The organism is Phormidium tenue FACHB-1052 (genome assembly GCF_014696675.1).
GTDB classification, from domain to species: domain Bacteria; phylum Cyanobacteriota; class Cyanobacteriia; order Phormidesmidales; family Phormidesmidaceae; genus Nodosilinea; species Nodosilinea tenuis_A.
Window position 1 is genome coordinate 149,309 of record NZ_JACJQN010000012.1, and the last position, 22,277, is coordinate 171,585.

Genomic DNA, 22,277 nt, shown 5'->3' on the forward strand with positions numbered 1-22,277 from the left:
GATTCCGGGGTTTTTTAAGAAATCTAAACAACTCAAAGCCCTAGGCCACGGCTGTTGAGCGACCCAGGGCAGCGGTCAAAAACCTTGTCTGTCAAGGGATACGGGGGTTGGGCCAGAGCTTAGCTCGCGGGGCTGCCCGACCAGTTAACCCAGTCCTGGGGCTTGAGAAAGACGTCGTACAGGCGCGCCTCGGGGCTTTCTGCCTCAGGGGTATAGCCATACTCCCACCGCACCAGCGGGGGCAGCGACATCAAAATTGACTCGGTGCGCCCGTTGGTTTGCAGACCAAAGATCGTGCCCCGGTCATACACCAGATTGAACTCGACATAGCGGCCCCGGCGGTAGAGTTGAAACTGTCGCTGGTGGTCACTGTACGCCTCACTGTGGCGACGCTCAACAATAGGCACATAGGCGGGCAGAAAGGCGTTGCCGCAGTCGCGGGAAAAATTAAACAGAGCATCCCAGCTGCGGGGGGGCAGTTCGCCAATACCCTGGCTAGTCTGGTCGGCAGCTTTGCCCGCGTCGGGGCCTCGATAGAGCAGGCCCTGACCATCCTGGTAGTCAAAGAAAATGCCGCCTACGCCCCGGGTCTCGCCCCGGTGCTTGAGGTAGAAGTACTCGTCGCACCAGGGCTTGAAGACCTGGTAGTAGTTGGGGTTGTGGCGATCGCAGGTCTGCTTCAAGGTCTGGTGAAAGTGCACCACATCTTCGTCAAAAGGGTAGTAGGGCGTGAGGTCGATGCCACCGCCAAACCACCACACCGGGCCGGCCTCAAAGTAGCGATAGTTGAGGTGCACCGTGGGAATAAATGGGTTGCGCGGGTGCAGCACCATCGAGGTGCCGGTGGCATAAAAGCGGTGGCCCGCCGCCTCGGGGCGCTGCACCAAAATCGACGGCGGCAGGTGGTCGCCCCACACTTCAGAAAAATTTACGCCGCCCTGCTCAAAGATCTTGCCCTGCTTGATCACGCGCGATCGCCCGCCGCCGCCCTCGGGTCGCTCCCAGGCGTCTTGCTGAAATTGGGCACCGCCATCGAGGGCCTCTAGCTGGTCACAAATGCTGTCTTGCAACTGCTTTAGCATGGCGCTGACGCGATCGCGAGAATCTGCCGGAGGTGCAGTGGTAGCAGCAGCGGGCTTAGATACAGGAGTGGTGGTCATGGGCGTGGAGAAAACAATATGTTATGTCGGCACCGGGTCGAATATGTCACACTGTGGAATGGCCTAAACAGGACTTAGCGGATCCATTCTTCTCCTGCTGCCTGCTTTTTGACCGATGGCCGTCTAGAGCAACTTGGCCTTAGGCAACACCATTCACGGTACCCAGTTTTCACACGCTACCGTGAAACCCGACCCAACACCAACCTCATCCGCCAGGTTGAGAAAAATGTTTAGAAACGCAACGTTCTGTAACGACAGTTCCGCCTAGCCCAGCTTTTTTGCCCCCGTAACGCCCACCATGATCGTCTCGCCAGCCCCCTTAATCCGTTATGGCCCCCAGGCTCAAGCCTGGCAGGCTAGCGATGGAGGGTGTCGCCATGTTTAGCGTCGAGCGTTTTCCCCGTCCGTTTTTGACCCTCTTGCATCTCATCCATCGCTGGGTGCAGGTGCAGCAGCAGCTAGAAAAGTCTTACCTGATTGTGAGCACCGCCTCGGTTGAAACCCTCTGGCAGACGATCATGAACCTGGCAGACGTCTCCTGGCACCCGCTACTGACCAGCACCAACGCGCCCCAGGGGCTCAAGCCTAAGCCGGGGCTGATTTACCGAGCCTTCACCAAAATTTGCCCCATTCCCGTGAAGATTTTCGTGGAACGGGTGCAGCCTCATGAGTTGATTAGCGTGCGAGTACTGCCCATTCCCGGACTGGAAGAGCGGGTCACCTACCACCTCAAATCCACCGTGCGGGGCACTCAGATTTCTTACTCGGTTACCCTGCGGGGGTGGCTGTCGCCCCTGGCCTGGTCGCTGCTGCGTCCCTACGCCGCCAAGGTGGCCTCGGCCCTGGCCGAAGCCGCTGAGCACCCCGATCTGCTCAGTGGATCTAACTCTCAATTTCAGGTTTGGTAGCCCCGTTTGCCCTAAGCACTTGTGCTCAAGGGGCGACCGGGCAGATTAAGATAGGGGATGGTTTTCGTTCCTATTCGCTGGCCCACCTTCCTCAACTCCATGAGCCTAACCCTCTCCGAAGCCTCTGTTTTAGACGTGCTGCGCCCGGTGCAAGACCCAGAGCTGCAAAAAAGCCTGGTCGATCTCAATATGATCCGCAATGTGGCGATCGCAGACGGCACTGTGAGCTTCACCCTGGTGCTGACTACCCCCGCCTGCCCCCTGCGCGAGTTCATCGTTGAAGACTGCCAGAAGGCGGTGCGCACCCTCCCCGGAGTTGAGACAGTCAACGTCGATGTCACCGCCGAGACGCCCCAGCAAAAGGCCCTGCCCGATCGCACTGGCATTGGCGGCGTCAAAAATATCATTGCGGTTTCTAGCGGCAAGGGCGGCGTGGGCAAGAGCACCGTGGCCGTGAACCTGGCGGTTTCTCTGGCGCAGATGGGCTCAAAGGTCGGTCTGATCGACGCCGATATCTATGGCCCTAACGCGCCGATCATGATGGGTCTGACCGAGGCCCAGGTGGTGGTCAAACAAGGGGAAGTGCTAGAGCCCGCCTTTAACCACGGCGTCAAAATGGTGTCGATGGGCTTTTTGATCGATCGCGACCAGCCGGTGATCTGGCGCGGCCCCATGCTCAACGGCATTATTCGCCAGTTTCTCTACCAGGTGGAGTGGGGCGAGCTAGATTATTTAATTGTCGATTTGCCCCCCGGCACGGGCGATGCCCAGCTCACCCTGGCCCAGGCGGTGCCCATGGCCGGAGCGGTGATTGTCTCTACCCCCCAGTCGGTGGCGATTTCTGACGCGCGGCGGGGGCTGAAGATGTTTCAGCAGCTCCAGGTGCCGGTGCTGGGCATTGTCGAAAACATGAGCGTGTTTATTCCCCCCGATGCGCCGGAGAAGCGCTACGACATCTTTGGCTCCGGTGGTGGCGAGCTGCTGTCTAAGGAACTGGGGCTGCCGGTGCTGGGCTGCATTCCTCTCGAAATGGCGGTGCGCGAGGGCGGCGATGCGGGCATTCCCATTGTGGTACAGCACCCTGATTCTGAATCGGCCAAGGCGCTGCGGGCGATGGCGCAGCAGGTGGCGGCTCGGGTATCGGTGGCGGCGTTAACTTCTTAGTCGGCGGAATTTGGGTTTCGGGATTTAGGGGCAAGCCCAAATCCCGAAACCCTTCCTCCTTGTCATAATCGATCGAGTGAACTGGTAGGCAACGGCAATGTTTTTAACCGACGCGCAAAAGCAGTGGCGATCGCTGGCGGCGGGCTGGCAGGGTATTGATTGGGTGCTGCTGGCTCTGCCTGTGGCGCTCACCGCCTTTGGGTCGGTGGTCATTCACAGCATTCAGCGCAACACCGATGACGGCCACTATGGCTTAAACCATGTCGTGCTGGGACTAATTGGCCTGGCCATTGCCCTGTGGGTGTCCCGCAGCCGCTATGAACACTTGCGCAACTGGCAGTGGATTATCTACGGCATCGTCAATGTGCTGCTGGTGGCGGTGATGTTTATCGGTACCGTGGGCGGGGGTGCCCAGAGTTGGATTGCCGTCGGCAGCTTCTACGTGCAGCCCTCTGAGTTTGCCAAGCTGAGCATCATTATTACTCTGGCGGCGATGCTCAGCCGCCGCGATGCCTCTACGCTTTGGGGGGTCGGCAGTGCGATCGCCGTAATTATTCTGCCGTGGCTGCTGGTCTTCATTCAGCCTGACCTCGGGACTTCGCTGGTGTTTGGGGCCATTACCCTGGCGATGCTCTACTGGGCCAACTGCAACCCCGGCTGGCTGGTGCTGTTTATCTCGCCCCTGGTGGCAGCGATCATGTTTCACATGCTGCTGCCCGGCTGGCTGGTGTGGAGCCTGGCCATGGGTTTGATTGCCTGGTTTACGCTGCCCTGGCGCTGGTTTAGCACCGTGGTGGCCACGGCGATTAACCTGGTGTCGGGCAAACTGGGGGATGTGGTTTGGGGTCTTTTAGAAGACTACCAAAAGGATCGCCTGGTACTGTTTCTCGACCCCGACAAAGACCCGCTGGGGGGCGGTTACCACCTGATTCAGTCGCGGATTGCCATCGGGGCGGGCAAGCTCTGGGGCCAGGGGCTGGGCCAAGGCACCCAAACCCAGCTCAACTTTATTCCTGAGCAGCACACTGACTTTATTTTTTCGGCGGTGGGTGAGGAGTGGGGCTTTGTGGGGTCAATGGTGGTGATTCTTGCCTACTGGCTGATCTGCTTTCGCCTGGTGATTATTGCCCAAAACGCCAAGGACGACTTTGGCTCGCTGCTGGTAGTTGGCGTGCTGGCGATGATTGTGTTTCAGGTGGTGGTCAATATTGGCATGACCATGGGCCTGGCACCGATTACAGGGATTCCGCTGCCGTGGCTGAGCTACGGGCGATCGGCGTTGCTGACGAATTTTATTGCCCTGGGCATGGTGGAGTCGGTGGCGAACTTCCGCCATCGGTTGAAGTTTACGGATTAGGCTCTGGCACTGCATTAGTTATCTCTAGTGGAAGCCTAACCTCGTCATGGCCATTCTACAGATTAATTTCTGGAGCAAAAAGGCTCTGTAATCGCAACAATTGACCGCCACTTAAATAAAGCAAGTCGCCCTTACCCAGTAGGTTGACGGCTTCTCCCTGCTTACCGCCCAAGATAATCAAAGAATCTGCTTCGCTGGCTGTTTTCAGCGCTACCCGACCTGGCAGGTTGGAGCGAATCAGCGGAGTAACAACTTGGGCATCTGGGCGTTGGGTGGCGATGATTAAATGAATACCTGCGGCGCGGGCCATTGCGCCTAGCCGTTTAATACTTTGCTCAATGGCTGAGCGGCTTTCTTTCTCCGCCATGAAATCAGCGTATTCATCAAATATGCAAACAATGCGAGGCAACGGACTACTCGACTGCTGGTTGTAGCGAGTGAGGTCAGCACAGCGGTTTTTTTCAAAACGGCGGTAGCGCTGATCCATCTCGTTCATTAAAGAATTCATCAGGGCGATCGCCCCTTCAGTATCTTTGACAATTGGCTGTAACAGCCAGGGAATATCTTCAAACTCGGGGAAGGTAACTCGCTTTGGATCTACCAGGGCAATCTGTAAATGCTTTGGAGGATGACGCTTGAGTAAGCTAAGCAAGAGCGATCGCAAAAATTCACTTTTGCCGCTACCAGTTGTACCGCCCACTAAAAAATGGCAGGTATTAGGATCAGATAGATCTGCTTCGACTAGATCACCCTCCAAATTAACACCAATGGCTATCCGTACCGGATCGGTCGGTGGCAAGGTCTGGATCTGAATATATTGCTTAAATAGAGCCGATTGCCGATCTGGACGAGGTAAATCGACGCTGACATAACCAGCCTGGGGAGCAATCATCGGCGAGGCCATTAGACCCAGCTGCACGCGTAAATCGTCGGTTAGTCGCAGAATAGAATTGACTTTTACCCCTAGCTGAGGCTTTAGTTTCACCCGCAGAAAGGCTGGTGCTAGAGCAATCCCTTGTAAATCAACGCCGACGCCAAAAGACTCCAACGTACGAACAAGCTGGTTTGCAATTGCCTCCACTTCTGAGGAAGACGTGTTTTGGGGTGTCAAAGGCCGGTCTGTAGAGTTCGTTGTTTGGTTAGGTGCTGTAGATTGCTTGGTGCTCTCACTGGTCGTTGGTTTCTGACCTGCCAAGGCCATTGATGTTGAAGCAGAGTTTGAGCTGAAATAGGTCTGGCACTTTTTGCGTTGAGGGCACATATCACACAGAGCCGCTTGTAGCGCTGCGGGCGGTGGCTCCCCCTGGTTTGGCTGCCAGGCGAGCCAATCGCGAATCTGTAGCAGCTTTTGGGGAATCAGCTGATGTACTGTGTTTTCTAGCTGTGCCCAGGAATAGACCTGCTCTTGCCAGTCAGGCAGCACGCTATAGACGGCAGAATCGATCGGAACACCAATCTTCTCCCGCAGCATGTAGCTGTAAAGAGCCACCTGGGCTAGCTGTGCTGACGGATCTGGAGACTGATAGGTCTTATACTCCACTACACAAAGACGGTGGTGGGTAAAGTCGTACACTAGGCTATCGAATCGCCCCTTCACTAACTGGTGACTGCCATCAGGCAGAGTGAATTCGTGTTTGACACTGAGTTCTTGGGCTAAAAAGGTTTTTTGCATCACCTCGTCAGCCTTGCAAAAGCGCCGATTGCTCACCAGCAGATCTGCCCAACGTTGAATTAGCCCTTTGAGGCCTTGCCAAAGTTGATGTAGAGCCTGAGCTTTTTCTGGCTTCTCGGCAATGGCCTGCTGTAGATAGGGAAAAAAGATGGACTGGTAGAGCCGTTGTTGAAACACTTGCGCGATCGCATCAGCCTTTAGCAATTCAGACTCAGCCATCAGCAGGAATTGAAATTCTGGCTCCGTACGCAGTTGGCGCACAAATTGGTCTGAGAGTTGGTGGAAGGCAGAACCAATACCCAATACTTTTTCAGCGGGAAGAAACATGGTCATGCCGCCGGAGTGATGCCCCAGATAGAGCAACCGAGGGCATTCAAAGGCAAGGCGGACTTTACTAACGCTGAGGGAAGAAGTCATTGAGGCACATAGCAAATTAACTGCCCTTGACGACTGGCGTGGGGGTCTAAGACTTGCAGCCGATTTTTCTGACAGAGGGTTTGAATCACCTGGTCGATCTCCTGCTCGCCAAAACTGGAGAACTGCTGTTGAGTATTCTCAATCAGCACCATCAACCCAACAAAGGATTGCGTGGCCATAAGGTTAATTATGTAGTCTGCCACAGCTTGAGTCTGGGATTCTTGGGTCTTACCTCCAGATATTTTGCCTGCAAACACAAGCTGTAAGTCCTGCAATAGGGGGCACTGTTCTAGCACTTTCGCCTCTCGTACCAGTGCCTGTAGGTCTTTGAGATGAGGCGTTTGGTCGCCTACGACTAGCTCCCCACCGCGAGCCGCACTGGCTAACTGATGATAGGTCTCTAAATACTGCACCGAGAGCAAATCAGGTTTGAAATGGGCATAGGAAGCTTTGCCGTTAAAAACCTGCTGATAGATTTGAGTGCCCTTTGCCCTTCCCTGACCTACGCTTCCGGCTCGGATCAGGTACAGGCGATCGCAGGCAGCCCGATCCACTACCCTTTGACACGCCTTCATCACATGAAAGAAGGTCATCATATTGGGGTCTTCATTCCAGACAATGCCTGTGAAGGCTCGTTTGTGCTGATGGGATAGGGAGTAGGAGGCAAACTTACCGGGTAAGAATTGAGTCGCGACCTGAGGTACCTCCAGTACTTCTAACACCTGCCCCAGCCGCCAAATCAGCTCAGGAGAGGTGAGCTGACTAATCCGAGTCACCCGCTGTTGTGCTGATTGAAACTCCTTATCCCAAATCAGCTTGAAGTTTGGTTTTGTCGGAGTTGGTTTTGGTTGTACTGGCGTTGGCTCACCCGGCTTAGGAATATCTGGTAGGCGGCCGTGCTGCTTGTAATGTGTAATTAGCTGTTGCCCCAGCTTAAGCGCATTGCGCGGCAACGTTCTATTACCCTGAAACGAATGCTCTAACCAATTACAAGATAGGGGAGCGATCGCATCTTTGGGTTTGGGTTTAACCTGAGCATGGAGGGGAGCCATACGCGTGGCCCAAAGCGCTGCGGCTTGATCTAAATTAATAGGTTTAAGTTGAAGAACTTGATCAACTCGCGCCAAATCTGCCGGTTGAATGAATTTACGATTTTCCTGCCAAGTGCCCTTGACGAGGCTGATAAGCACTAAGAAGTTACGTAGCTTTTCGTTATGAATGGTAGAGTTCAGGTTGAAAAGACTCTGCAAGTCGATTTTGCCGCTTTCTAGTTGAGGGATACTATCCAGATTGTCAAAACAGAGCACAATCGGCTGCGTAGAATTAGCAATGCGACCAATGTTATTCAACAGCTTTTGGGCAGCATCCTCAGAATCGATTGGCTTTTTGACCCGTAGGGCTTTAAAATCTTCCGCATCCAAATTGTCGCCCTTCAACCAGGCATAGGCCAAAGTTCGTAAATCAGGGTTAGTTGCCAAGTCGTAAAGTACACCAAAGAACTCTTTTCCGTTGTAGATACCTACTGGATAACTGGCCTGTAAGTTCTGGACAAAGCGTCCTCGCTCCCCGAGCACCCAATTAGTGAAACTCTGCTTTTGGAGGCTGGTTAGACCCTTAAGCCAGAGTAAAAGCTGCGACTCTGATGCTCCCTCTGGCACATGAATTAGGCTATCAATGGTATTGCGTAGCGTGTGCCGCCAGAGGTAGTCGCTATCAGGCCAAGGCCCAATATAGGCAAAAAAAGCTTTGTTGTTGAGCTGACGCTTCAGTCGGCCTAGCAAGTAACTTTTACCTGCGCCAGAGTCTCCGGTGAGCAAGAGAGTACGGGTGGCATGGTCTTTGCCAATCTGGCTAATAGTTTGGTCAACCGCCGTTAGAACTGGGCCATGAATACCCTCGACTTCTAGAGCTATATCGGGATTTTCTTGCCAAAAGTTACCGGGCCTAAATGTGTTGGGGTCAAACGGATTGAGATGATGCTGAATGAGTTGTTGAAGCGAAGTCACTGGCTTTTACCGTCCCTACACATTTCACTTGGTCACACTGATGTAAAACAAAGCCCCGCCAATGTTCTGAGGAATCCCCGCAGCAACTTCAGTCTCGCTATAGTTGGAAACATCTTGCAGGGTGCTGAGCTCAATCAAATCCTGGCTCTGTAGGTCATATAGCAACCGATCTAAGGCTTCCCGGCTGTGAGAGGTTTGTAGCTTCTCTCGGAGATGAAAAATGGGTAAAAAGTTGTCAGCATCCAATTGCTGATCGAGCTGGCGAATAGCATCCAAAACTGCATCTGGTGTCAGGCTAGAATCTTTATTGGATGCTGATTTCGTATTGGGCAACTCCTGGAAAGTAGCGACTGCTGCTCCCTTCTGTCCCAAGAACTGGCGTAGAAAGGTGAGGTAGTCACCCAATATTGAGAATGTTAGGTTGGCCTCACCACTAGGTATACAGTCACTCAACAAATACTGAATGCCTTTAGGAGTTAGCCACACATCTTTAATTTGGCTCTTGCTAACGGTAATTAGCCCTCGCTCTTTAAGCTGATTGAGCAATTGTTGGCGATCGCCTGCTGGAACTTTGTTAGCCGTACTTGGTATAACAGCTTTGGTTGTCGCCACTTTTAGTAGCGCTAACTCATTGGGGCCAACGAGTATGGGCAGCGTACTAGCATCCGACTTTAATAACGTTTTACCAGCGGCCGTTGTCTGATATCGATAAATTTCTTCGATATACTCTACAAAGCCCTTACTACAAAGGCTGATACAGGCTTTGTTGCGCTCTGGTGTCGGGTTTTTACTTTTGCCTAGTTTAATCTGGCTGATCGGAGTGCGGTAATCAGGAGAATATTTCAACAACCGCAACAAAAACTTTAGCTCTGACGATTTCAACTCCATAGGAATAGTATTTAATAAACGTAACAATAAGTAACTTAGATGTAGCTTTGAAGCATGGTTTGTCAAGAGAGATCCCTGGTTAAGGGTTCTTATGTCTCTAGCTTAATGATGGTTCCCATCTCCCAAGACGCTCTTCACAAAAGCTACAAGATTGCGGCATCAAAGATACCTGCCCCCTTCGCTAGCCTTCAGCACCACGAATTCAGCAGCAATCCAAGCAATGTTCTAAAGCTGTTCCGCAACCGTTTTCGCCAAACACATCTACAGAGGACGGGTGCCTTTGCCCTTTAGCCAATATCTCAGTCAAGCCTCAGGCACCATCCCCTGGCCAGACATCCTCTACATCAAGATTCAAACGCCTCTACATCAGGAGGCCCCGTCTCATCGAATGACCTGAATCTCAATACCAATATTGAGCTTGGCCCAAGCTTTATCTGCGGTTACCACCAAGCACTGAGTTTGCAACCCCAAAGCCAAACAGGCCCGATCGCCCAGAGACAGCCCCAAATGCTTAGTCACAGCCCGCAAATAGCCTGCAACCAGCCCCTGCTCCTCATCGAACGGCACCACCGTCAAATTCAAAGCCGCCAAAATCTCCTGAATCTCACCTTCAGGCATGCCCTGGTCAGTCAGCTTTGCCACCAACTCGCTAGCATTCACCGCGCTAACCAGCGACCGTGACAGCAGCTCCGCCACAACATCTTGCCCCAGCTCCTGATTGACCAGCGCCAACAGAGCTGACGCATCTAAGACAACCCTACTCACGCTCGGCCTCAGCTCGGCGATCGGCAATCAGTTCATCCACTAGAGATCGTCCCTCGGGGACATATCTTCGAACCATGGCCTGAATCTTGGCGATGGTGCTTTGCCCAGCACTCTCTGCTTCATCCACAGCTAAAACCTGGGCGGGTAGAGATGCAATGGGCTCAGACTGGGGAGCCAAAAGCACAATTACCTGAACATCTACACCTTCAGGGCATTCTGGGGCAACCAGCTCAATTTTGCCGCCAGCACCGACTCGAACCGTTTGTTGTAGCGCTTTCAGCATGCTTCGCTCTAGAAAAACCCATTTCTAAGATACCGAATGCCTACAGCTCGTGGGCACCAGTTACCCCCAGCATTAGGGGTCAGGTGCACTGGGTACTGCGATAGATAACTGTTATGGCTTAATAAGGTACATGACTGGCTCCTTAGATTCTTTGCTCTGCGACCTCTCACAGCCCTATTGTGCAGCGCTCCATCATTAGTGAGTTACCGCGCAATGGCTCTGTCAGCCCCAACACCTTTAATGCAGCACCGCAACTCTCTACTGCCGGGGCTGCATACTTTAGTGTGTAGCCGCAATCCTTTAGTGCAAAGCCGCAACATCTTAAGTTGCAGCGCGGCAATGCTGCTGCGATCGCGCAACCCTTCAAGTAGTCAATACACAGTACTTCTGTCATAGAGCAACTTCGAATAGTCGCCTGCTGCACGCTTACCTGCTCAATACACAGTGCTGCTGTCATAGCAGCAAATCAATCATTTCGGCCCTGCATCACGACTGTTGTGCCACACTTAGCTTCGACCTGCTGCAACATTCATCCGGGCTTTATCAAAACCGCTGGTGTGGGGTCACAATCTTTCAAATTGAGGCCGCGATCGCCCCTTTGCACCGGGCAATCTTGGCAATAGACGAGACAACTCGACGCTGCGCCCCAACCGTCGTCTCCCATCGCCTGCCCTGAAACCTTTCGTCGCTCCCCCAAACCTCCGTCACCATTCCTGAACCTTCTTCAGGCAGGCTATTTGATCGTGCCCGTATACAAACCATTACCCAAGGTGTATCACCATGCCCGTTGTCAACATCGCCCGTCGTCTGCCCGTTAAAACCATCAGCAACGACATCGACTCCCTCAACGGCCTCGGCACCGTCGAAGGCTATCTTCCCGTTCGCACCGATGCGTCGCCCGAAGCCCTCAAGGCTAATTTTGACGCCATGCTGGCCATGCAGCAAAAAGAAACCGAGCTGCAAGTGATGGTCAAAGCCGCCGCCGATGCCGCTCGCCAGGCCGAATGGGAGTTTCATAACTCCATTTTGGGCATGAAAGAAGCTGTGCGGGCGCAGTTTGGCCCCGACAGCAACGCCGCCCAGGCGATCGGCTACAAGAAAAAGTCAGAGCGCAAGCGCCCTCGTCGCCGCAGCGCCTAGCGATGCGTCCGTGTCGCCGCCGCGAACGTTAACAAAATACCCTCCTAGAGACCTGTGGCCCAGCCACGGGTCTTTTTTGCTCGCTAGTCACCTCTGGGCGCACTGCCTAGCAACATCGGTTGAGAGCATAGCGGGGCATGCGTAACTTCTGAAAAACTTTCTCTCCTGGTGGCAGTGCCCACCCTACGGTGGCTACGGTCACCTGCTCACCATTGGTGTGACCCTTGATCTGGCTCCCGTTGCCGACATTCCGCTGCTGTGGCTGGAGCTACGGGCTATCGGCGCTGCCAAACATTTAGACACAGCGGCTAGCGCTCAATGGTGAACCCATCGAAATGAGCTGATCCTACATAAGGTTCAGTCTCTACTCCGATAACTCGGGCACCCACTGGTCCTTGATGTGCCCAGTGCAGTAGAGCCTTGAGCTGGTCGCTCGTACCCATTGCCACAATTTCAACGGTGGCATCTGGCTGGTTGCGTACAAAGCCCTTAACCTTTAGCTGTTGGGCTGTCTGGCAAGTGTGATAGCGAAACCCAACTCCCTGCACAGTCCCATGAATCACCGCTCGAATTTGTTCCATAGTCCCTGGTCTGTAGGTTGATCACGCCAAGATTTTCCCATAGCGCGTTTGCTCTACTCCGTATCCCTCACGCCCTGGCGATCGCAACCGCTGTCTCGAAACGCGCCTCAGCCCACCCGACTGAGGGCCACCGATATCGAGATTGATGCGATCGCGCCCTTCTGCACAAATATCTGACCCAGTTAGCTTCGCAATCTGCAATCATCGGTCAAAATAGAAGTTTGGGATATTTGTAAGCTCCCAGGGTCGTGCATCGCTTTGCGGATGCACCCTACGGTTGCTTCCCTGACTCACCTACCCATCCACCCCCTTACCCATCCACCCCTTCCCCCGTTCCATGGCAAAGTCCCCCACCTCTTCCACTACGATGACCGGCGCAGAGATTCGCCAGACGTTTCTGGAGTTTTATGCGGCGCGGGGGCACGCCATTAAACTGAGCGCATCCCTGGTGCCCGAAGACCCCACGGTGCTGCTCACCATCGCAGGCATGCTGCCCTTTAAGCCGATCTTCCTCGGCCAGCGTCCGGCGGATGTCGATCGCGCCACCACCTCGCAAAAGTGCATTCGCACCAACGACATTGAGAACGTGGGCCGCACGGCGCGTCACCACACCTTCTTTGAGATGCTGGGCAACTTCAGCTTTGGCGACTACTTCAAGGAGCAGGCGATCGCCTGGGCCTGGGAACTGTCTACCGAAGTGTTCAAACTGCCCGCCGATCGCCTGATAGTGAGCGTCTTTCGCGAAGACGACGACGCCTTTGCCATCTGGCGCGACCAGATCGGCATCCCCGCCCACCGCATTCAGCGCATGGATGAGGCCGACAACTTCTGGACCTCTGGCCCTACTGGCCCCTGCGGCCCCTGCTCAGAGATCTACTACGACTTCCATCCCGAGCTGGGCGACGACAAAATTGACCTCGAAGACGACTCGCGGTTCATCGAGTTCTACAACCTGGTGTTTATGCAGTACAACCGGGACGCCGAGGGCAACCTGACGCCGCTGCAAAACCAAAACATTGACACCGGCCTGGGCCTAGAGCGCATGGCGCAGATTTTGCAACAGGTGCCCAACAACTACGAAACCGACCTGATCTTGCCGATCATCGACGCGGCAGCGGGGCTGGCCGGTTTGGACTACGGGAAATCTGACGAGAAAACCAAGGTCTCCCTCAAAGTAATCGGCGACCACGTGCGGGCTGTCGTCCACATGATCGCCGACGGCATTACCGCCTCTAATGTGGGTCGAGGCTACATTCTGCGACGGCTGATTCGTCGGGTGGTGCGCCACGGGCGGCTGATTGGCATTGAGGGCGCGTTCATTAGCAAGGTGGCGGAAAGCGCCATTCAGCTAGCGGAGGAACCTTTCCCCAATACGCGGCAGCGCGAAGTCCAGATCAAAGCCGAACTCGATCGCGAAGAATCCCGCTTTCTCGAAACCCTGGAGCGGGGCGAAAAGCTGCTGGCTGACATTCTCAAGCGCGAGGGCCAGTCGAAGACCCAGCAAATTTCGGGCACCGATGCCTTCGTGCTCTATGACACCTACGGCTTCCCCCTAGAGCTGACCCAAGAGATTGCCGAAGAGCAAGGGCTGACGGTAGACGCCGACGGGTTTGAAACGGCGATGGAGGAACAGCGCCAGCGATCGAAGGATGCTCATGAAACCATTGACCTGACGGTGCAGGGCAGCTTGGATTCCTTAGCCGAACACATTCACTCGACGGAGTTTTTGGGCTACAAAGACACCACCAGCGCCAGCAAAGTAGAAGCACTACTGGTCGGCGGGAAGTCGGTGGATCGCATTGAGGCTGGGCAGGAAGGGCAGGTGGTGCTGAACCAGACGCCGTTCTACGCGGAGTCGGGCGGTCAGGTGGGCGATCGCGGCTACCTCTCCGGCGACGACTTACTGATCCGCGTCCACGACGTCAAAAAAGACGGCGATTTCTTTGTTCACTTTGGCCGGGTCGAGCGGGGTGCGCTAGCCGTGGGCGACCAAGTCACAGCCCAGATCGATCGCGCTTGCCGTCGTCGAGCCCAGGCCAACCACACCGCCACGCACCTACTGCAAGCGGCGCTGAAAAAGCTGGTCGACCCCGATATTTCCCAGGCCGGTTCTCTAGTGGCCTTCGATCGCCTGCGGTTTGACTTCAACTGCCCCCGTGCCCTAACCGCTGACGAAGTGCAGCAGGTTGAAGAACAGGTGAATAGCTGGATCGCCGAGGGCCACCATGGGGAGATCACCGTGATGGCGCTGGAAGAGGCCAAGGCCAAGGGCGCGATCGCCATGTTTGGCGAAAAATACAGCGCCGAGGTGCGGGTGATCGACTTCCCCGGCGTGTCGATGGAGCTGTGCGGCGGCACCCACGTCAGCAACACCGCTGAAATCGGCCTGTTCAAAATCATCTCTGAGGCCGGGGTGGCCTCCGGCACCCGCCGCATTGAGGCCGTCGCTGGCCCCGCCGTGCTGGAGTACCTCAACGTGCGCGATGCCGTAGTGCGGGATCTGAGCGATCGATTTAAGGCTAAGCCTGAGGAGTTGAGCGATCGCGTCACCACCCTGCAAACCGACCTTAAGACTGCTCAGAAAGAGCTAGAGGCGCTGAAGTCTGAGCTGGCGGTGCTGAAGTCCGATCAGCTGCTGGCCAATGCCGAAGCCGTGGGTTCCCTCAAAGTGATTGTGGCCGAGCTGGAAGGCGTCAGTGCCGAAGCGCTGAAAACCGCCGCCGAGCGCCTGCTACAAAAGCTAGGGGCTGGAGCCGTGGTGCTGGGCTCCGTTCCTGAACCTGAAAAAGTCAGCCTAGTCGCCGCGTTTAGCCCAGAAGTGATAGAGCAAAAGCTGCAAGCGGGCAAGTTCATTGGCGGCATTGCCAAGCTCACTGGCGGCGGCGGTGGCGGGCGGCCCAACCTGGCCCAGGCGGGTGGACGCGACGCCAGCAAGCTGCCCGAGGCGTTGGCGAGTGCTAAGGCGCAGCTGCTAGAGACGTTGGTCTAGCGCTAAGCTCGTAGCGGCAGTCTATTAGGGCAACACCCATGGGCGATCGCAAAGCCTCAGCCGACCTCGGAACCACCGAGGACTCTGACTCCTTCAAAAAAACGAAAAAAGACAAAAAGAAGGCAAAGAAGCAGCGTAAAAAAGATCGGGCGAAAGGCCTGGAGCCCCCTGTCTTTCACCATCTGTCTGAGGCAGAGGGCAGCTCTAAGCTAACCAGCAAATTCTATGAGAAGGAGCTGGCTCGCCTTCAAGTAGAGCTGGTAAAAATGCAGTACTGGGTGAAGCAGACTGGCACCCGGATCGTAGTTTTGTTTGAGGGTCGCGACGCGGCGGGCAAGGGCGGCACCATCAAGCGCCTCACCGAGCCGCTCAACCCGCGCGGCTGCCGAGTGGTGGCGTTGGGGACGCCGAGCGATCGCGAAAAAACCGAGTGGTACTTTCAGCGCTACGTGGCCCACCTGCCCGCCGCTGGTGAAATTGTCTGCTTTGACCGCAGCTGGTACAACCGGGCCGGGGTCGAGCGGGTGATGGGCTTCTGCACTAATGAGCAGTATGACGAGTTTATGCACACCTGCCCTGAGTTTGAGCGCATGCTGGTGCGATCGGGCATCATTCTGCTGAAGTATTGGTTTTCGGTGAGCGATGACGAGCAAGAGCGGCGGTTTCAGTCGCGGATTACTGACCCGGCCCGTCGCTGGAAGCTCAGCCCGATGGATCTGGAGTCGCGCGATCGCTGGGTGGAGTATTCTCAGGCCAAAGACGCCATGTTTGCCCACACCAACATTCCCGAAGCGCCTTGGTTCACCGTCGAAGCCGACGACAAAAAGCGGGCGCGGCTCAACTGCATCAGCCACATTCTCAGCAAGATCGACTATGTCGATATGACCCCTGCTCCCCTGGAGCTGACCCCGCGCCGCAGTGCTCCAAAGGACTATGAGCGGCCCCCGATCAACGAGCAGTTTTTTGTGCCCCAGCGCTACTGAGCGATCGGTAATCGCCGTTAAGGGCTACAGTTCGGCGATCAGGGCTTTGATGTCGGGCACCTCAAAGAAGGCGCTGGTGGAGGCGATCAGGCGATCGCCCCAGAGGTTGGTTTTCAAAAATTCGACATCGGCATAGCGGCTGTCCTGCTCTAGGGCTTCGGTGCCCAGGCGCAGGGCCTCCTGACAGGCGGCGCTACTGGCTCTGACCACCGCCACTCCGCAGTTTTCCTGGGCGTGCAGGGCTGCTGCGATCGCCAGCTTTGGTTCGGGCTCGTTGGCCGCTAGCTCCAGGCTAGAGCGCCAGTATTCCACAGCCCGCTGGGCCTCGCCCTGCTCGTAGAGCACCAGGCCAATGTTGTTTACCGAGGGCCAAAAGTCGGGTTCCGCCGCCACCGACTGCTCAAACCGGGCGATCGCCTGGGGATATTGGCCCAGTTTGAAGTAGGTGTTGCCCAGGTCAAACAGTGCACTGGGGTTGTTGGGCTCAATCTGTAGCCCCTGCTCTAGGAAGCTGGAAGCCAGCTGAGGATTGTCTTGTTGAAGGTAGGCCGAGCCCAGGGCAAACAGTACCCGCGCATTGTCGGGCAAGAGAGTGCGGGCCTTTTCTAGGAGCGGTAGCGCCTTATCAACCTCGCTGTTTTGCAGGTAGAGACCGCCCAGCAGGGCTAAGACCTGGCCATCGTTGGGGGCGAGCTGCGCCGCGAGCTGCGCCAGGGCCAGCGCTCGCCCAAACTGCTGAAATTCTGCTAGCTGCTGAGCCTCGTTGGCAAGGAACAACCCCTGCTCGGTCATCAGGTCATAGTCAAGGGGCAGCACATAGGGGGTCAACGCCTGGGATTGGGCTGGCAGGGCAGCGCCAAGCAATCCACAGAGGGTGAGCAGGGGCAAGAGAGAGCGTTTTAGCACGGGCATTCGCAGGTAGCAGAACTATATAGAGTGTACGTTGGTTACGGGTTAGCGCTATGGTCACCCGACCACTTCTGAGCGGCTCGGGCATTGCGCCGCCACATGGCCGGTTTGATGCGCCGCAGGGCCGAAGCCTGAAATCGACTGTCCCAGTCCGCTTCTGATAGGTTAGCTAAGTCGTCTAGGTTTGGGGTTAGGTTCCCAGGCCGAGGCTGAAAGTCATCGACGGTGGTGGGCTGGGCAAAGCGCTGGTTCCAAGGGCAGACATCTTGACAAATGTCGCAGCCCGCCACCCAGTTTTGCAGGTGGGGCGCGATCGCCTCCGGCAGCGCCGCGTCCCGATTCTCGATGGTGTGGTAGGCAATGCAGCGGTTAGCGTCCACCACGTAGGGCTGGGTAATCGCTCCGGTGGGGCAGGCCTCTAGGCAGCGGGTGCAGGTGCCGCAGTGGCTAGTCTGGGGCGCGTCTGGGGCCAGGCTTAGAGTGGTAATCAACTCTCCCAGAAACACCCAGGAGCCATACTGGCGGGTGATCAAGTTGCCGTTCTTAGCTATCCACCCCAGGCCCGCCTGCTGCGCCCATGCCTTATCTTGCACCGGGCCAGTGTCAGCGTAGTAGCGCACCTGAACCGTTCCCTCACCAGCGGTCGTCAGCCAGTCAGATAGAGCCTTGAGGCGCTTGTGCAGCACCCGGTGGTAGTCGCGGCCCCAGGCGTAGCGCGAGATTTTGCCGTGGCTCGGGTCGTCGGAATGGCGGTGGGGGGTGTAGTAGTTGAGGGCCACGCAGATCAGCGATCGCGCCCCCGGCAGCACCTGGCGAATGTCTTGCCGTCGGGGGTTTGCCATCCAGTCCATGTCGGCTTGGTGGCCCTGGTTGAGCCAGGTTTGCAGGTGGCCCACGGCAGCGGTTTCAGCCGGGCTCGGCTCAGGCTCCACCGCCGCAATACCCACCCGGTGAAACCCCAGGGCTAGAGCCTGGTCAATCACCACCTGGCGATCGGGCAAACCAGCCGCTTGAGCCATTTACAGGTTCATCCTCAAAATCCTAGAGTCCTCTAATCTTAGCGACTGACTGGCCTTTCTCAGGACGGCCTACGACTCAGCCCCAAGTCACTTAACCCAGGCCACCTAGGTTGCGAATCACGAATGCCCCTTGACAAGGTTAGGAACAGAGCATAGTTTGTACCATGCTGTAGTTAGCATTGGCATCGGGTGCTGCCCTCTATATCTGTTATTGTCGGTTCAATTACCGTCAGCCCAACTCACCCAGGCAAGGGCGTTTATGTTTAAGCTTCTCACCAAGTTCGACTACCTGCTGCGCGAAACCTTTCTGGGGCTGCGGCGCGGCGGCTGGATGAACTGGGCGGCCATCAGCACCATCACCGTGCTGCTGTTCTTATTTGGCATTAGCCTGCAATCGACCTGGCAGCTAGAGCGGCTGCTCAACCAGTTTGGTAGCCAGCTTGAGGTATCGGCCTATTTAGAAAGCGGTTTTCAGGCCAGCGATCTACAGCCGATAGTCGAGGGCTTCCCCAACGTAGTGGCGGTCACCCCGGTAACCAAAGAGGCGGCTTGGGAGTCTCTGGTGGTCGACCTAGGCCTGTCTGACATTACAGGGGCCACTGACCAGCTCAAGGGCAATCCCCTGGTTGACGAGCTCAAGGTCAAAGCCAAGGATTCTGAATCGGTACCGGCGATCGCCACTCAGCTCCAAAGCCTCGAAGGTATCGACGAGGTGCGCTACGTCGATGAAGCCGTCACCCGCCTGGCCCAGCTCAACGACGGCCTCAAGTGGACGAGCCTGTTTGTGATCACGATTCTCACCCTCACCGCCACCGCCGTCATCACCACCACCATTCGCCTGATTGTGCTGGCTCGCAAGCGCGAGATCGAGGTCATGCAGCTAGTCGGAGCGACCCGCGTTTGGATCTATCTACCCTTCATTTTGCAGGGGGCAACTTTTGGTCTGGCCGGGGCCACCGTAGCCTGGGGGCTATTGTTTGCCATTCAGCGCTTTTTAACTGAGTTGGCCACCCAACAGGCTGATTTCATTCAATTTGTGGTGCAGGGGCTGAGGCTAACCCCTCAGCAGCTCATTCTGCTGCCTGCGTCACTGCTGGGCCTGGGTACCCTAGTGGGGCTAATGGGCAGCTTGCTGGCAGTGCGCAAGTTTTCGCTGCGATAGCTATGCCCTAGACCCTCTACAAAGCCGTCCCCAAATAAAGTGTTAGAGTCTGCCCAAATTGGCCATAATAGCTACGGAGCAATGGGCGGTCTGCATACCGTCAGCGAGGCATCGGTATGAGTACAGTGCTAATTGTGGATGACAGCTCGACCCTGCGAGAAATGATCGCCGGGCTGCTGATTAAGGCGGGCCTAACCGTAGTGGAAGCCAAGGACGGCGTCGAAGCCCAGGAGATGATTCAGGCGACGCCTCCCGATCTGGTGGTGCTCGACATTGTCATGCCCAATATGAACGGCTACGAACTCTGCCGCTGGATCAAAAACACCGCCGCTACTCAAAATATTCCCGTCATTATTTGCTCTAGCAAGGCCGAAGAGTTCGACCGCTACTGGGGCATGAAGCAGGGGGCCGATGCCTATATCACCAAGCCCTTTCGCCCCGCCGATATGATTAGTACTGTCAGGCAGCTGCTGCGCTAGGGTTCAGCGATTGAGAGTTTCACCCAAGCTATAGGGAGTCACCCCTGGCTAGCGTGAACCACTGACAGTTACGCATCCTCAGCGGATATTTCTTCTTCAAGATTTTCTTTTAGCGCCTCCAGCACCGCCAGGGGATCGGTGGAGAGTTGCATCATGGCTGCCTCGTGGTCGTAGCGCTGGGCAATATCGGGCAGATCTTCGCGCAGCTCTTCTAGCAGGGCAATGATCTTGGCGATTTTCTTCTCTGATAGCAGGTTGAGCTGAAGCATGAGCTGGGTGCGCTGTTCGGCAAAGCTTTCCTGGCGGTTTTGGCGAATCAGCACCCCGGTTGAGATCAGTAGCGCCGCTGCGTCTAACCCCTGATCTGCCCAGCTAAAGGTAGGTAGCTGAAAAGGCAGCAGGCTGGTGTGATTCAGCGCGTCGCCACCGAGCCAAAAGCCTAGACTCAGCAGCAGCAGGTACAAGAACCCAGGCCGACTAAACCACGACGCCACTGCCTCTAACATTCGCTCGGTGGCCGAGGCCTTCTCGGCTTCCTGGCGGTGAAGCGTAATAATAGCCTCGATGTTCTCGGCAATGGGGTCAGGCAGCGGAGCCGTCAAAATGCGCTGCTGGGGACGACGGCTAAACCAGGTCTTTGACGATGGAGTGGCAGCCGGCTCGGTGGAATTAGCCATGGGAAACAGGATAAACGGTAAGAGCAATCAGCGTTCTATCTCGGCAGAGCGATTTTGGGGCCACAGCCGACTATGGCATGATGCTATCGCCAGGGGGCTGCCAGGGGCTGATCTCAACCGGGGTGGCTGTATTTTATCAGGGGGTCGGGGGATGGGCGGAGGTAGGCAACGAGGTTTTTAGAGAATGGGGCAAATCTGGATATGCTGTTCGAGCAAGCTTGCAGTACTATTCCGTAGGTTGGCGCGTTGGCGCGGCTTGGCGAAACGAGCATAGCAGCGTTTGCTCTGGCTGATCTATCCTCAAAAATCTGGGTAGACAGCTTGCTAGAGGCTTTGGTCGCATCTCCTGAGGAGGAACTTTAATTGGCTAGCCCGATTGTGTTAGCGGTGTTTAACGGCAAGGGAGGGGTGGGCAAAACCACCACCGCCGTTAATTTGGCAGCGGTGTTTGCGGAGACGCGATCGGTGCTGCTAGTCGATGCTGACCCCCAGGGGTCGGCCCTGTGGTGGACGGGCCGCAGCCCGACGGAACTGGGCTTTGAGGTGAAGTCAGAACTTAACCCAGCTCGGTTAAAACGGCTCAGACAGGAGCACACCCATGACCTGATCGTAGTGGATACTCCGCCAGCACTGGGGTCAGCGACTCTGGCGGCGGTGATTCCAGCGGCGGATTATTTGCTGCTGCCTACACCACCGGCCCCCATGGATCTGGCCGTGCTAATTACTACAGTGAATGAAGCGGTATCGCCCAGCGGGGTATCCCATCGAGTATTGTTGACGAAGGTGGATTCCCGCAGCGTCGGCGAAGCCATTGAAGCCCAGAACACCCTGCTGGAGCTAAAAATTCCCGCCTGTAATGCGTTTATTCGTGCCTACAAAGCTCACGAGCGGGCCGCATTAGAGGGGCTGCCGGTGCTCAAGTGGCGCGGCAAAAACAGCCAGGAGGCCCGTTCTGACTACTGCCGAGTTGCCGAAGAACTACAGCGAGACTGGACCCAGCCATGACGAAAAAAAGCCTCTCCGATCTGCTCAAAGAAGAAGTGAATAAGGCTGACACCCCAGACCCTGCGATCGCCCCCCAAGCTGAAGCTGACGAAGCGCCCGCTGCACCCAAGGCTACGCCGAGCCGCCGAGCTTCCCGCTCTGGCTCCTCTCGCCGCACTGCTGGCAAAACGACGCCCGCCCCCAAGGCTAAAGCGGAGGTTGCTGCGGCTAAGCCCCAGGCCAAGGCGGAGGTTGCAGCCGCTAAGCCCGAGGCCGAAGCAGAGGCTCCGATCGCCCCCGATGTTGACCTAGCCCAGCGGGTGAGTGCCCTCGAAAAAGACCTGGCCACCGCCGAGAAAGACAAGGCCCAGATGGAGAAAACCATTGCCGGGCTGCAAAAAGATCTCGAAACCCAACAGGGTCGGCTATTTGAGCTAAAGGATAGTCTCGCTCAGGCGGAGGCAGCCACCAAGACCAAGGCTGACGCTTTGACCAAGACCCAGGCCGACTTGGAAGAGGCCAAGAAAACCATTCTGAAGCTGGCCGAGACCCCGGCCCCCGCTGCGGCTCCGGCTCCAGCAACGCGTCGCATCTCTGGGGCAGACATTACGCCCCGTCGCCCCATGGAAGCCAAGGATAGGCCCACCTACCATCGGGGGGTGCCGGAGTATACCATTCAAACAGGGCAGCCCAACCCGATGCTGACCGATGCCGACATTGGCTGGGTTGATTAG

General features: G+C 56.1%; 21 protein-coding genes. 11 read left to right on the top strand and 10 right to left on the bottom strand.

The window, feature by feature from the left end; translation table 11 throughout:
- Nucleotides 1-119: 119 nt before the first annotated feature.
- Nucleotides 120-1,160 (bottom strand): oxygen-dependent coproporphyrinogen oxidase, encoded by a 1,041-nt coding sequence (hemF, locus tag H6G07_RS16995; protein ID WP_139297091.1) that lies wholly within the window; start codon nucleotides 1,158-1,160, stop codon nucleotides 120-122.
- A gap of 377 nt (nucleotides 1,161-1,537) precedes the next feature.
- Here hemF and H6G07_RS17000 point away from each other — a divergent pair, with 377 nt between their 5' ends.
- The 3 genes from H6G07_RS17000 (at nucleotide 1,538) to rodA (ending at nucleotide 4,589) form a co-directional block, all read left to right on the top strand.
- A complete protein-coding gene (locus H6G07_RS17000) occupies nucleotides 1,538-2,068 on the top strand; it encodes an SRPBCC family protein (RefSeq protein ID WP_139297090.1) in 531 nt (176 codons plus the stop codon).
- Nucleotides 2,069-2,167: 99 nt separating this feature from the next.
- A complete protein-coding gene (locus H6G07_RS17005) occupies nucleotides 2,168-3,232 on the top strand; it encodes an Mrp/NBP35 family ATP-binding protein (protein ID WP_073609510.1) in 1,065 nt (354 codons plus the stop codon).
- A 97-nt stretch (nucleotides 3,233-3,329) separates the two neighbouring features.
- On the top strand, nucleotides 3,330-4,589 hold the full coding sequence (gene rodA, locus H6G07_RS17010) for a rod shape-determining protein RodA (protein WP_073609392.1): 1,260 nt from the start codon (nucleotides 3,330-3,332) through the stop codon (nucleotides 4,587-4,589).
- Nucleotides 4,590-4,644: 55 nt separating this feature from the next.
- Here the strand turns inward: rodA and H6G07_RS17015 are convergent, their stop codons facing one another.
- The 5 genes from H6G07_RS17015 to H6G07_RS17035 all read right to left on the bottom strand — a co-directional run bounded on the left by H6G07_RS17015 (nucleotide 4,645) and on the right by H6G07_RS17035 (nucleotide 10,620).
- Nucleotides 4,645-6,678 carry a DNA translocase FtsK gene (locus H6G07_RS17015; protein ID WP_073609391.1) on the bottom strand — a complete coding sequence of 678 codons (2,034 nt, stop codon included), beginning with the start codon at nucleotides 6,676-6,678 and terminating at the stop codon, nucleotides 4,645-4,647.
- Complete coding sequence (locus tag H6G07_RS17020) at nucleotides 6,675-8,684, bottom strand: AAA family ATPase (protein WP_073609390.1); 2,010 nt, start codon at nucleotides 8,682-8,684, stop codon at nucleotides 6,675-6,677. The genes H6G07_RS17015 and H6G07_RS17020 overlap by 4 nt, the downstream gene beginning before the upstream one ends.
- Nucleotides 8,685-8,708: 24 nt before the next feature.
- On the bottom strand, nucleotides 8,709-9,572 hold the full coding sequence (locus H6G07_RS17025; protein WP_084173294.1) for a hypothetical protein: 864 nt from the start codon (nucleotides 9,570-9,572) through the stop codon (nucleotides 8,709-8,711).
- A 381-nt stretch (nucleotides 9,573-9,953) separates the two neighbouring features.
- On the bottom strand, nucleotides 9,954-10,337 hold the full coding sequence (locus H6G07_RS17030; protein ID WP_073609388.1) for a type II toxin-antitoxin system VapC family toxin: 384 nt from the start codon (nucleotides 10,335-10,337) through the stop codon (nucleotides 9,954-9,956).
- Nucleotides 10,330-10,620: a hypothetical protein gene (locus H6G07_RS17035; protein ID WP_073609387.1), complete on the bottom strand. Its 291-nt coding sequence runs from the start codon at nucleotides 10,618-10,620 to the stop codon at nucleotides 10,330-10,332. The genes H6G07_RS17030 and H6G07_RS17035 overlap by 8 nt, the downstream gene beginning before the upstream one ends.
- A 780-nt stretch (nucleotides 10,621-11,400) precedes the next feature.
- Here H6G07_RS17035 and H6G07_RS17040 point away from each other — a divergent pair.
- Complete coding sequence (locus H6G07_RS17040; protein ID WP_073609386.1) at nucleotides 11,401-11,760, top strand: hypothetical protein; 360 nt, start codon at nucleotides 11,401-11,403, stop codon at nucleotides 11,758-11,760.
- Between the two features lie 308 nt (nucleotides 11,761-12,068).
- Here H6G07_RS17040 and H6G07_RS17045 read toward each other — a convergent pair whose 3' ends face one another.
- Nucleotides 12,069-12,341 carry an acylphosphatase gene (locus H6G07_RS17045; RefSeq protein ID WP_073609385.1) on the bottom strand — a complete coding sequence of 91 codons (273 nt, stop codon included), beginning with the start codon at nucleotides 12,339-12,341 and terminating at the stop codon, nucleotides 12,069-12,071.
- Nucleotides 12,342-12,389: 48 nt separating this feature from the next.
- Between H6G07_RS17045 and H6G07_RS26725 the strand changes: the two genes are divergently transcribed.
- From H6G07_RS26725 to ppk2, 3 genes are all read left to right on the top strand, one after another.
- The gene (locus H6G07_RS26725) at nucleotides 12,390-12,518 is read left to right on the top strand and encodes a hypothetical protein (RefSeq protein ID WP_277882080.1); all 129 of its coding nucleotides are present in this window, start codon (nucleotides 12,390-12,392) and stop codon (nucleotides 12,516-12,518) included.
- Between the two features lie 160 nt (nucleotides 12,519-12,678).
- Complete coding sequence (alaS, locus tag H6G07_RS17050; protein WP_073609384.1) at nucleotides 12,679-15,330, top strand: alanine--tRNA ligase; 2,652 nt, start codon at nucleotides 12,679-12,681, stop codon at nucleotides 15,328-15,330.
- A 38-nt stretch (nucleotides 15,331-15,368) separates the two neighbouring features.
- On the top strand, nucleotides 15,369-16,313 hold the full coding sequence (gene ppk2, locus H6G07_RS17055) for a polyphosphate kinase 2 (RefSeq protein WP_073609383.1): 945 nt from the start codon (nucleotides 15,369-15,371) through the stop codon (nucleotides 16,311-16,313).
- Nucleotides 16,314-16,337: 24 nt separating this feature from the next.
- Here the strand turns inward: ppk2 and H6G07_RS17060 are convergent, their stop codons facing one another.
- Both H6G07_RS17060 and queG read right to left on the bottom strand, forming a co-directional pair.
- Nucleotides 16,338-17,225: a tetratricopeptide repeat protein gene (locus tag H6G07_RS17060; protein WP_073609382.1), complete on the bottom strand. Its 888-nt coding sequence runs from the start codon at nucleotides 17,223-17,225 to the stop codon at nucleotides 16,338-16,340.
- 35 nt (nucleotides 17,226-17,260) lie between these two features.
- Nucleotides 17,261-18,241, bottom strand: coding sequence for a tRNA epoxyqueuosine(34) reductase QueG (gene queG / locus H6G07_RS17065; protein ID WP_073609381.1), 981 nt, complete (start codon nucleotides 18,239-18,241; stop codon nucleotides 17,261-17,263).
- A 259-nt stretch (nucleotides 18,242-18,500) separates the two neighbouring features.
- On the opposite strand from queG, the gene H6G07_RS17070 reads away from it, so the two are divergent.
- Both H6G07_RS17070 and H6G07_RS17075 read left to right on the top strand, forming a co-directional pair.
- The gene (locus H6G07_RS17070) at nucleotides 18,501-19,403 is read left to right on the top strand and encodes a cell division protein FtsX (protein ID WP_073609380.1); all 903 of its coding nucleotides are present in this window, start codon (nucleotides 18,501-18,503) and stop codon (nucleotides 19,401-19,403) included.
- Nucleotides 19,404-19,519: 116 nt separating this feature from the next.
- Nucleotides 19,520-19,882: a response regulator transcription factor gene (locus H6G07_RS17075; RefSeq protein ID WP_073609379.1), complete on the top strand. Its 363-nt coding sequence runs from the start codon at nucleotides 19,520-19,522 to the stop codon at nucleotides 19,880-19,882.
- A 68-nt stretch (nucleotides 19,883-19,950) separates the two neighbouring features.
- On the opposite strand, the gene H6G07_RS17080 is transcribed toward H6G07_RS17075, so the two are convergent.
- Nucleotides 19,951-20,559, bottom strand: a complete 609-nt coding sequence (locus H6G07_RS17080; RefSeq protein WP_073609378.1) for a DUF1003 domain-containing protein — start codon at nucleotides 20,557-20,559, stop codon at nucleotides 19,951-19,953.
- A gap of 363 nt (nucleotides 20,560-20,922) precedes the next feature.
- On the opposite strand from H6G07_RS17080, the gene H6G07_RS17085 reads away from it, so the two are divergent.
- Together H6G07_RS17085 and H6G07_RS17090 are read left to right on the top strand one after the other, a co-directional pair.
- The gene (locus tag H6G07_RS17085) at nucleotides 20,923-21,564 is read left to right on the top strand and encodes a ParA family protein (protein ID WP_073609377.1); all 642 of its coding nucleotides are present in this window, start codon (nucleotides 20,923-20,925) and stop codon (nucleotides 21,562-21,564) included.
- The gene (locus H6G07_RS17090; protein WP_073609376.1) at nucleotides 21,561-22,277 is read left to right on the top strand and encodes a hypothetical protein; all 717 of its coding nucleotides are present in this window, start codon (nucleotides 21,561-21,563) and stop codon (nucleotides 22,275-22,277) included. Before H6G07_RS17085 ends, H6G07_RS17090 begins: the two co-directional genes overlap by 4 nt.

Excerpts from the sequence above, each read along its gene's own strand:
- hemF (WP_139297091.1), bottom strand. The coding sequence starts at position 1,160 with ATGACCACCACTCCTGTATCTAAGCCCGCTGCTGCTACCACTGCACCT.
- H6G07_RS17000 (WP_139297090.1), top strand. The coding sequence starts at position 1,538 with ATGTTTAGCGTCGAGCGTTTTCCCCGTCCGTTTTTGACCCTCTTGCAT.
- H6G07_RS17005 (WP_073609510.1), top strand. The coding sequence starts at position 2,168 with ATGAGCCTAACCCTCTCCGAAGCCTCTGTTTTAGACGTGCTGCGCCCG.
- rodA (WP_073609392.1), top strand. The coding sequence starts at position 3,330 with ATGTTTTTAACCGACGCGCAAAAGCAGTGGCGATCGCTGGCGGCGGGC.
- H6G07_RS17015 (WP_073609391.1), bottom strand. The coding sequence starts at position 6,678 with ATGACTTCTTCCCTCAGCGTTAGTAAAGTCCGCCTTGCCTTTGAATGC.
- H6G07_RS17025 (WP_084173294.1), bottom strand. The coding sequence starts at position 9,572 with ATGGAGTTGAAATCGTCAGAGCTAAAGTTTTTGTTGCGGTTGTTGAAA.
- H6G07_RS17035 (WP_073609387.1), bottom strand. The coding sequence starts at position 10,620 with ATGCTGAAAGCGCTACAACAAACGGTTCGAGTCGGTGCTGGCGGCAAA.
- H6G07_RS17040 (WP_073609386.1), top strand. The coding sequence starts at position 11,401 with ATGCCCGTTGTCAACATCGCCCGTCGTCTGCCCGTTAAAACCATCAGC.
- H6G07_RS17045 (WP_073609385.1), bottom strand. The coding sequence starts at position 12,341 with ATGGAACAAATTCGAGCGGTGATTCATGGGACTGTGCAGGGAGTTGGG.
- alaS (WP_073609384.1), top strand. The coding sequence starts at position 12,679 with ATGGCAAAGTCCCCCACCTCTTCCACTACGATGACCGGCGCAGAGATT.
- ppk2 (WP_073609383.1), top strand. The coding sequence starts at position 15,369 with ATGGGCGATCGCAAAGCCTCAGCCGACCTCGGAACCACCGAGGACTCT.
- H6G07_RS17060 (WP_073609382.1), bottom strand. The coding sequence starts at position 17,225 with ATGCCCGTGCTAAAACGCTCTCTCTTGCCCCTGCTCACCCTCTGTGGA.
- queG (WP_073609381.1), bottom strand. The coding sequence starts at position 18,241 with ATGGCTCAAGCGGCTGGTTTGCCCGATCGCCAGGTGGTGATTGACCAG.
- H6G07_RS17070 (WP_073609380.1), top strand. The coding sequence starts at position 18,501 with ATGTTTAAGCTTCTCACCAAGTTCGACTACCTGCTGCGCGAAACCTTT.
- H6G07_RS17075 (WP_073609379.1), top strand. The coding sequence starts at position 19,520 with ATGAGTACAGTGCTAATTGTGGATGACAGCTCGACCCTGCGAGAAATG.
- H6G07_RS17080 (WP_073609378.1), bottom strand. The coding sequence starts at position 20,559 with ATGGCTAATTCCACCGAGCCGGCTGCCACTCCATCGTCAAAGACCTGG.
- H6G07_RS17090 (WP_073609376.1), top strand. The coding sequence starts at position 21,561 with ATGACGAAAAAAAGCCTCTCCGATCTGCTCAAAGAAGAAGTGAATAAG.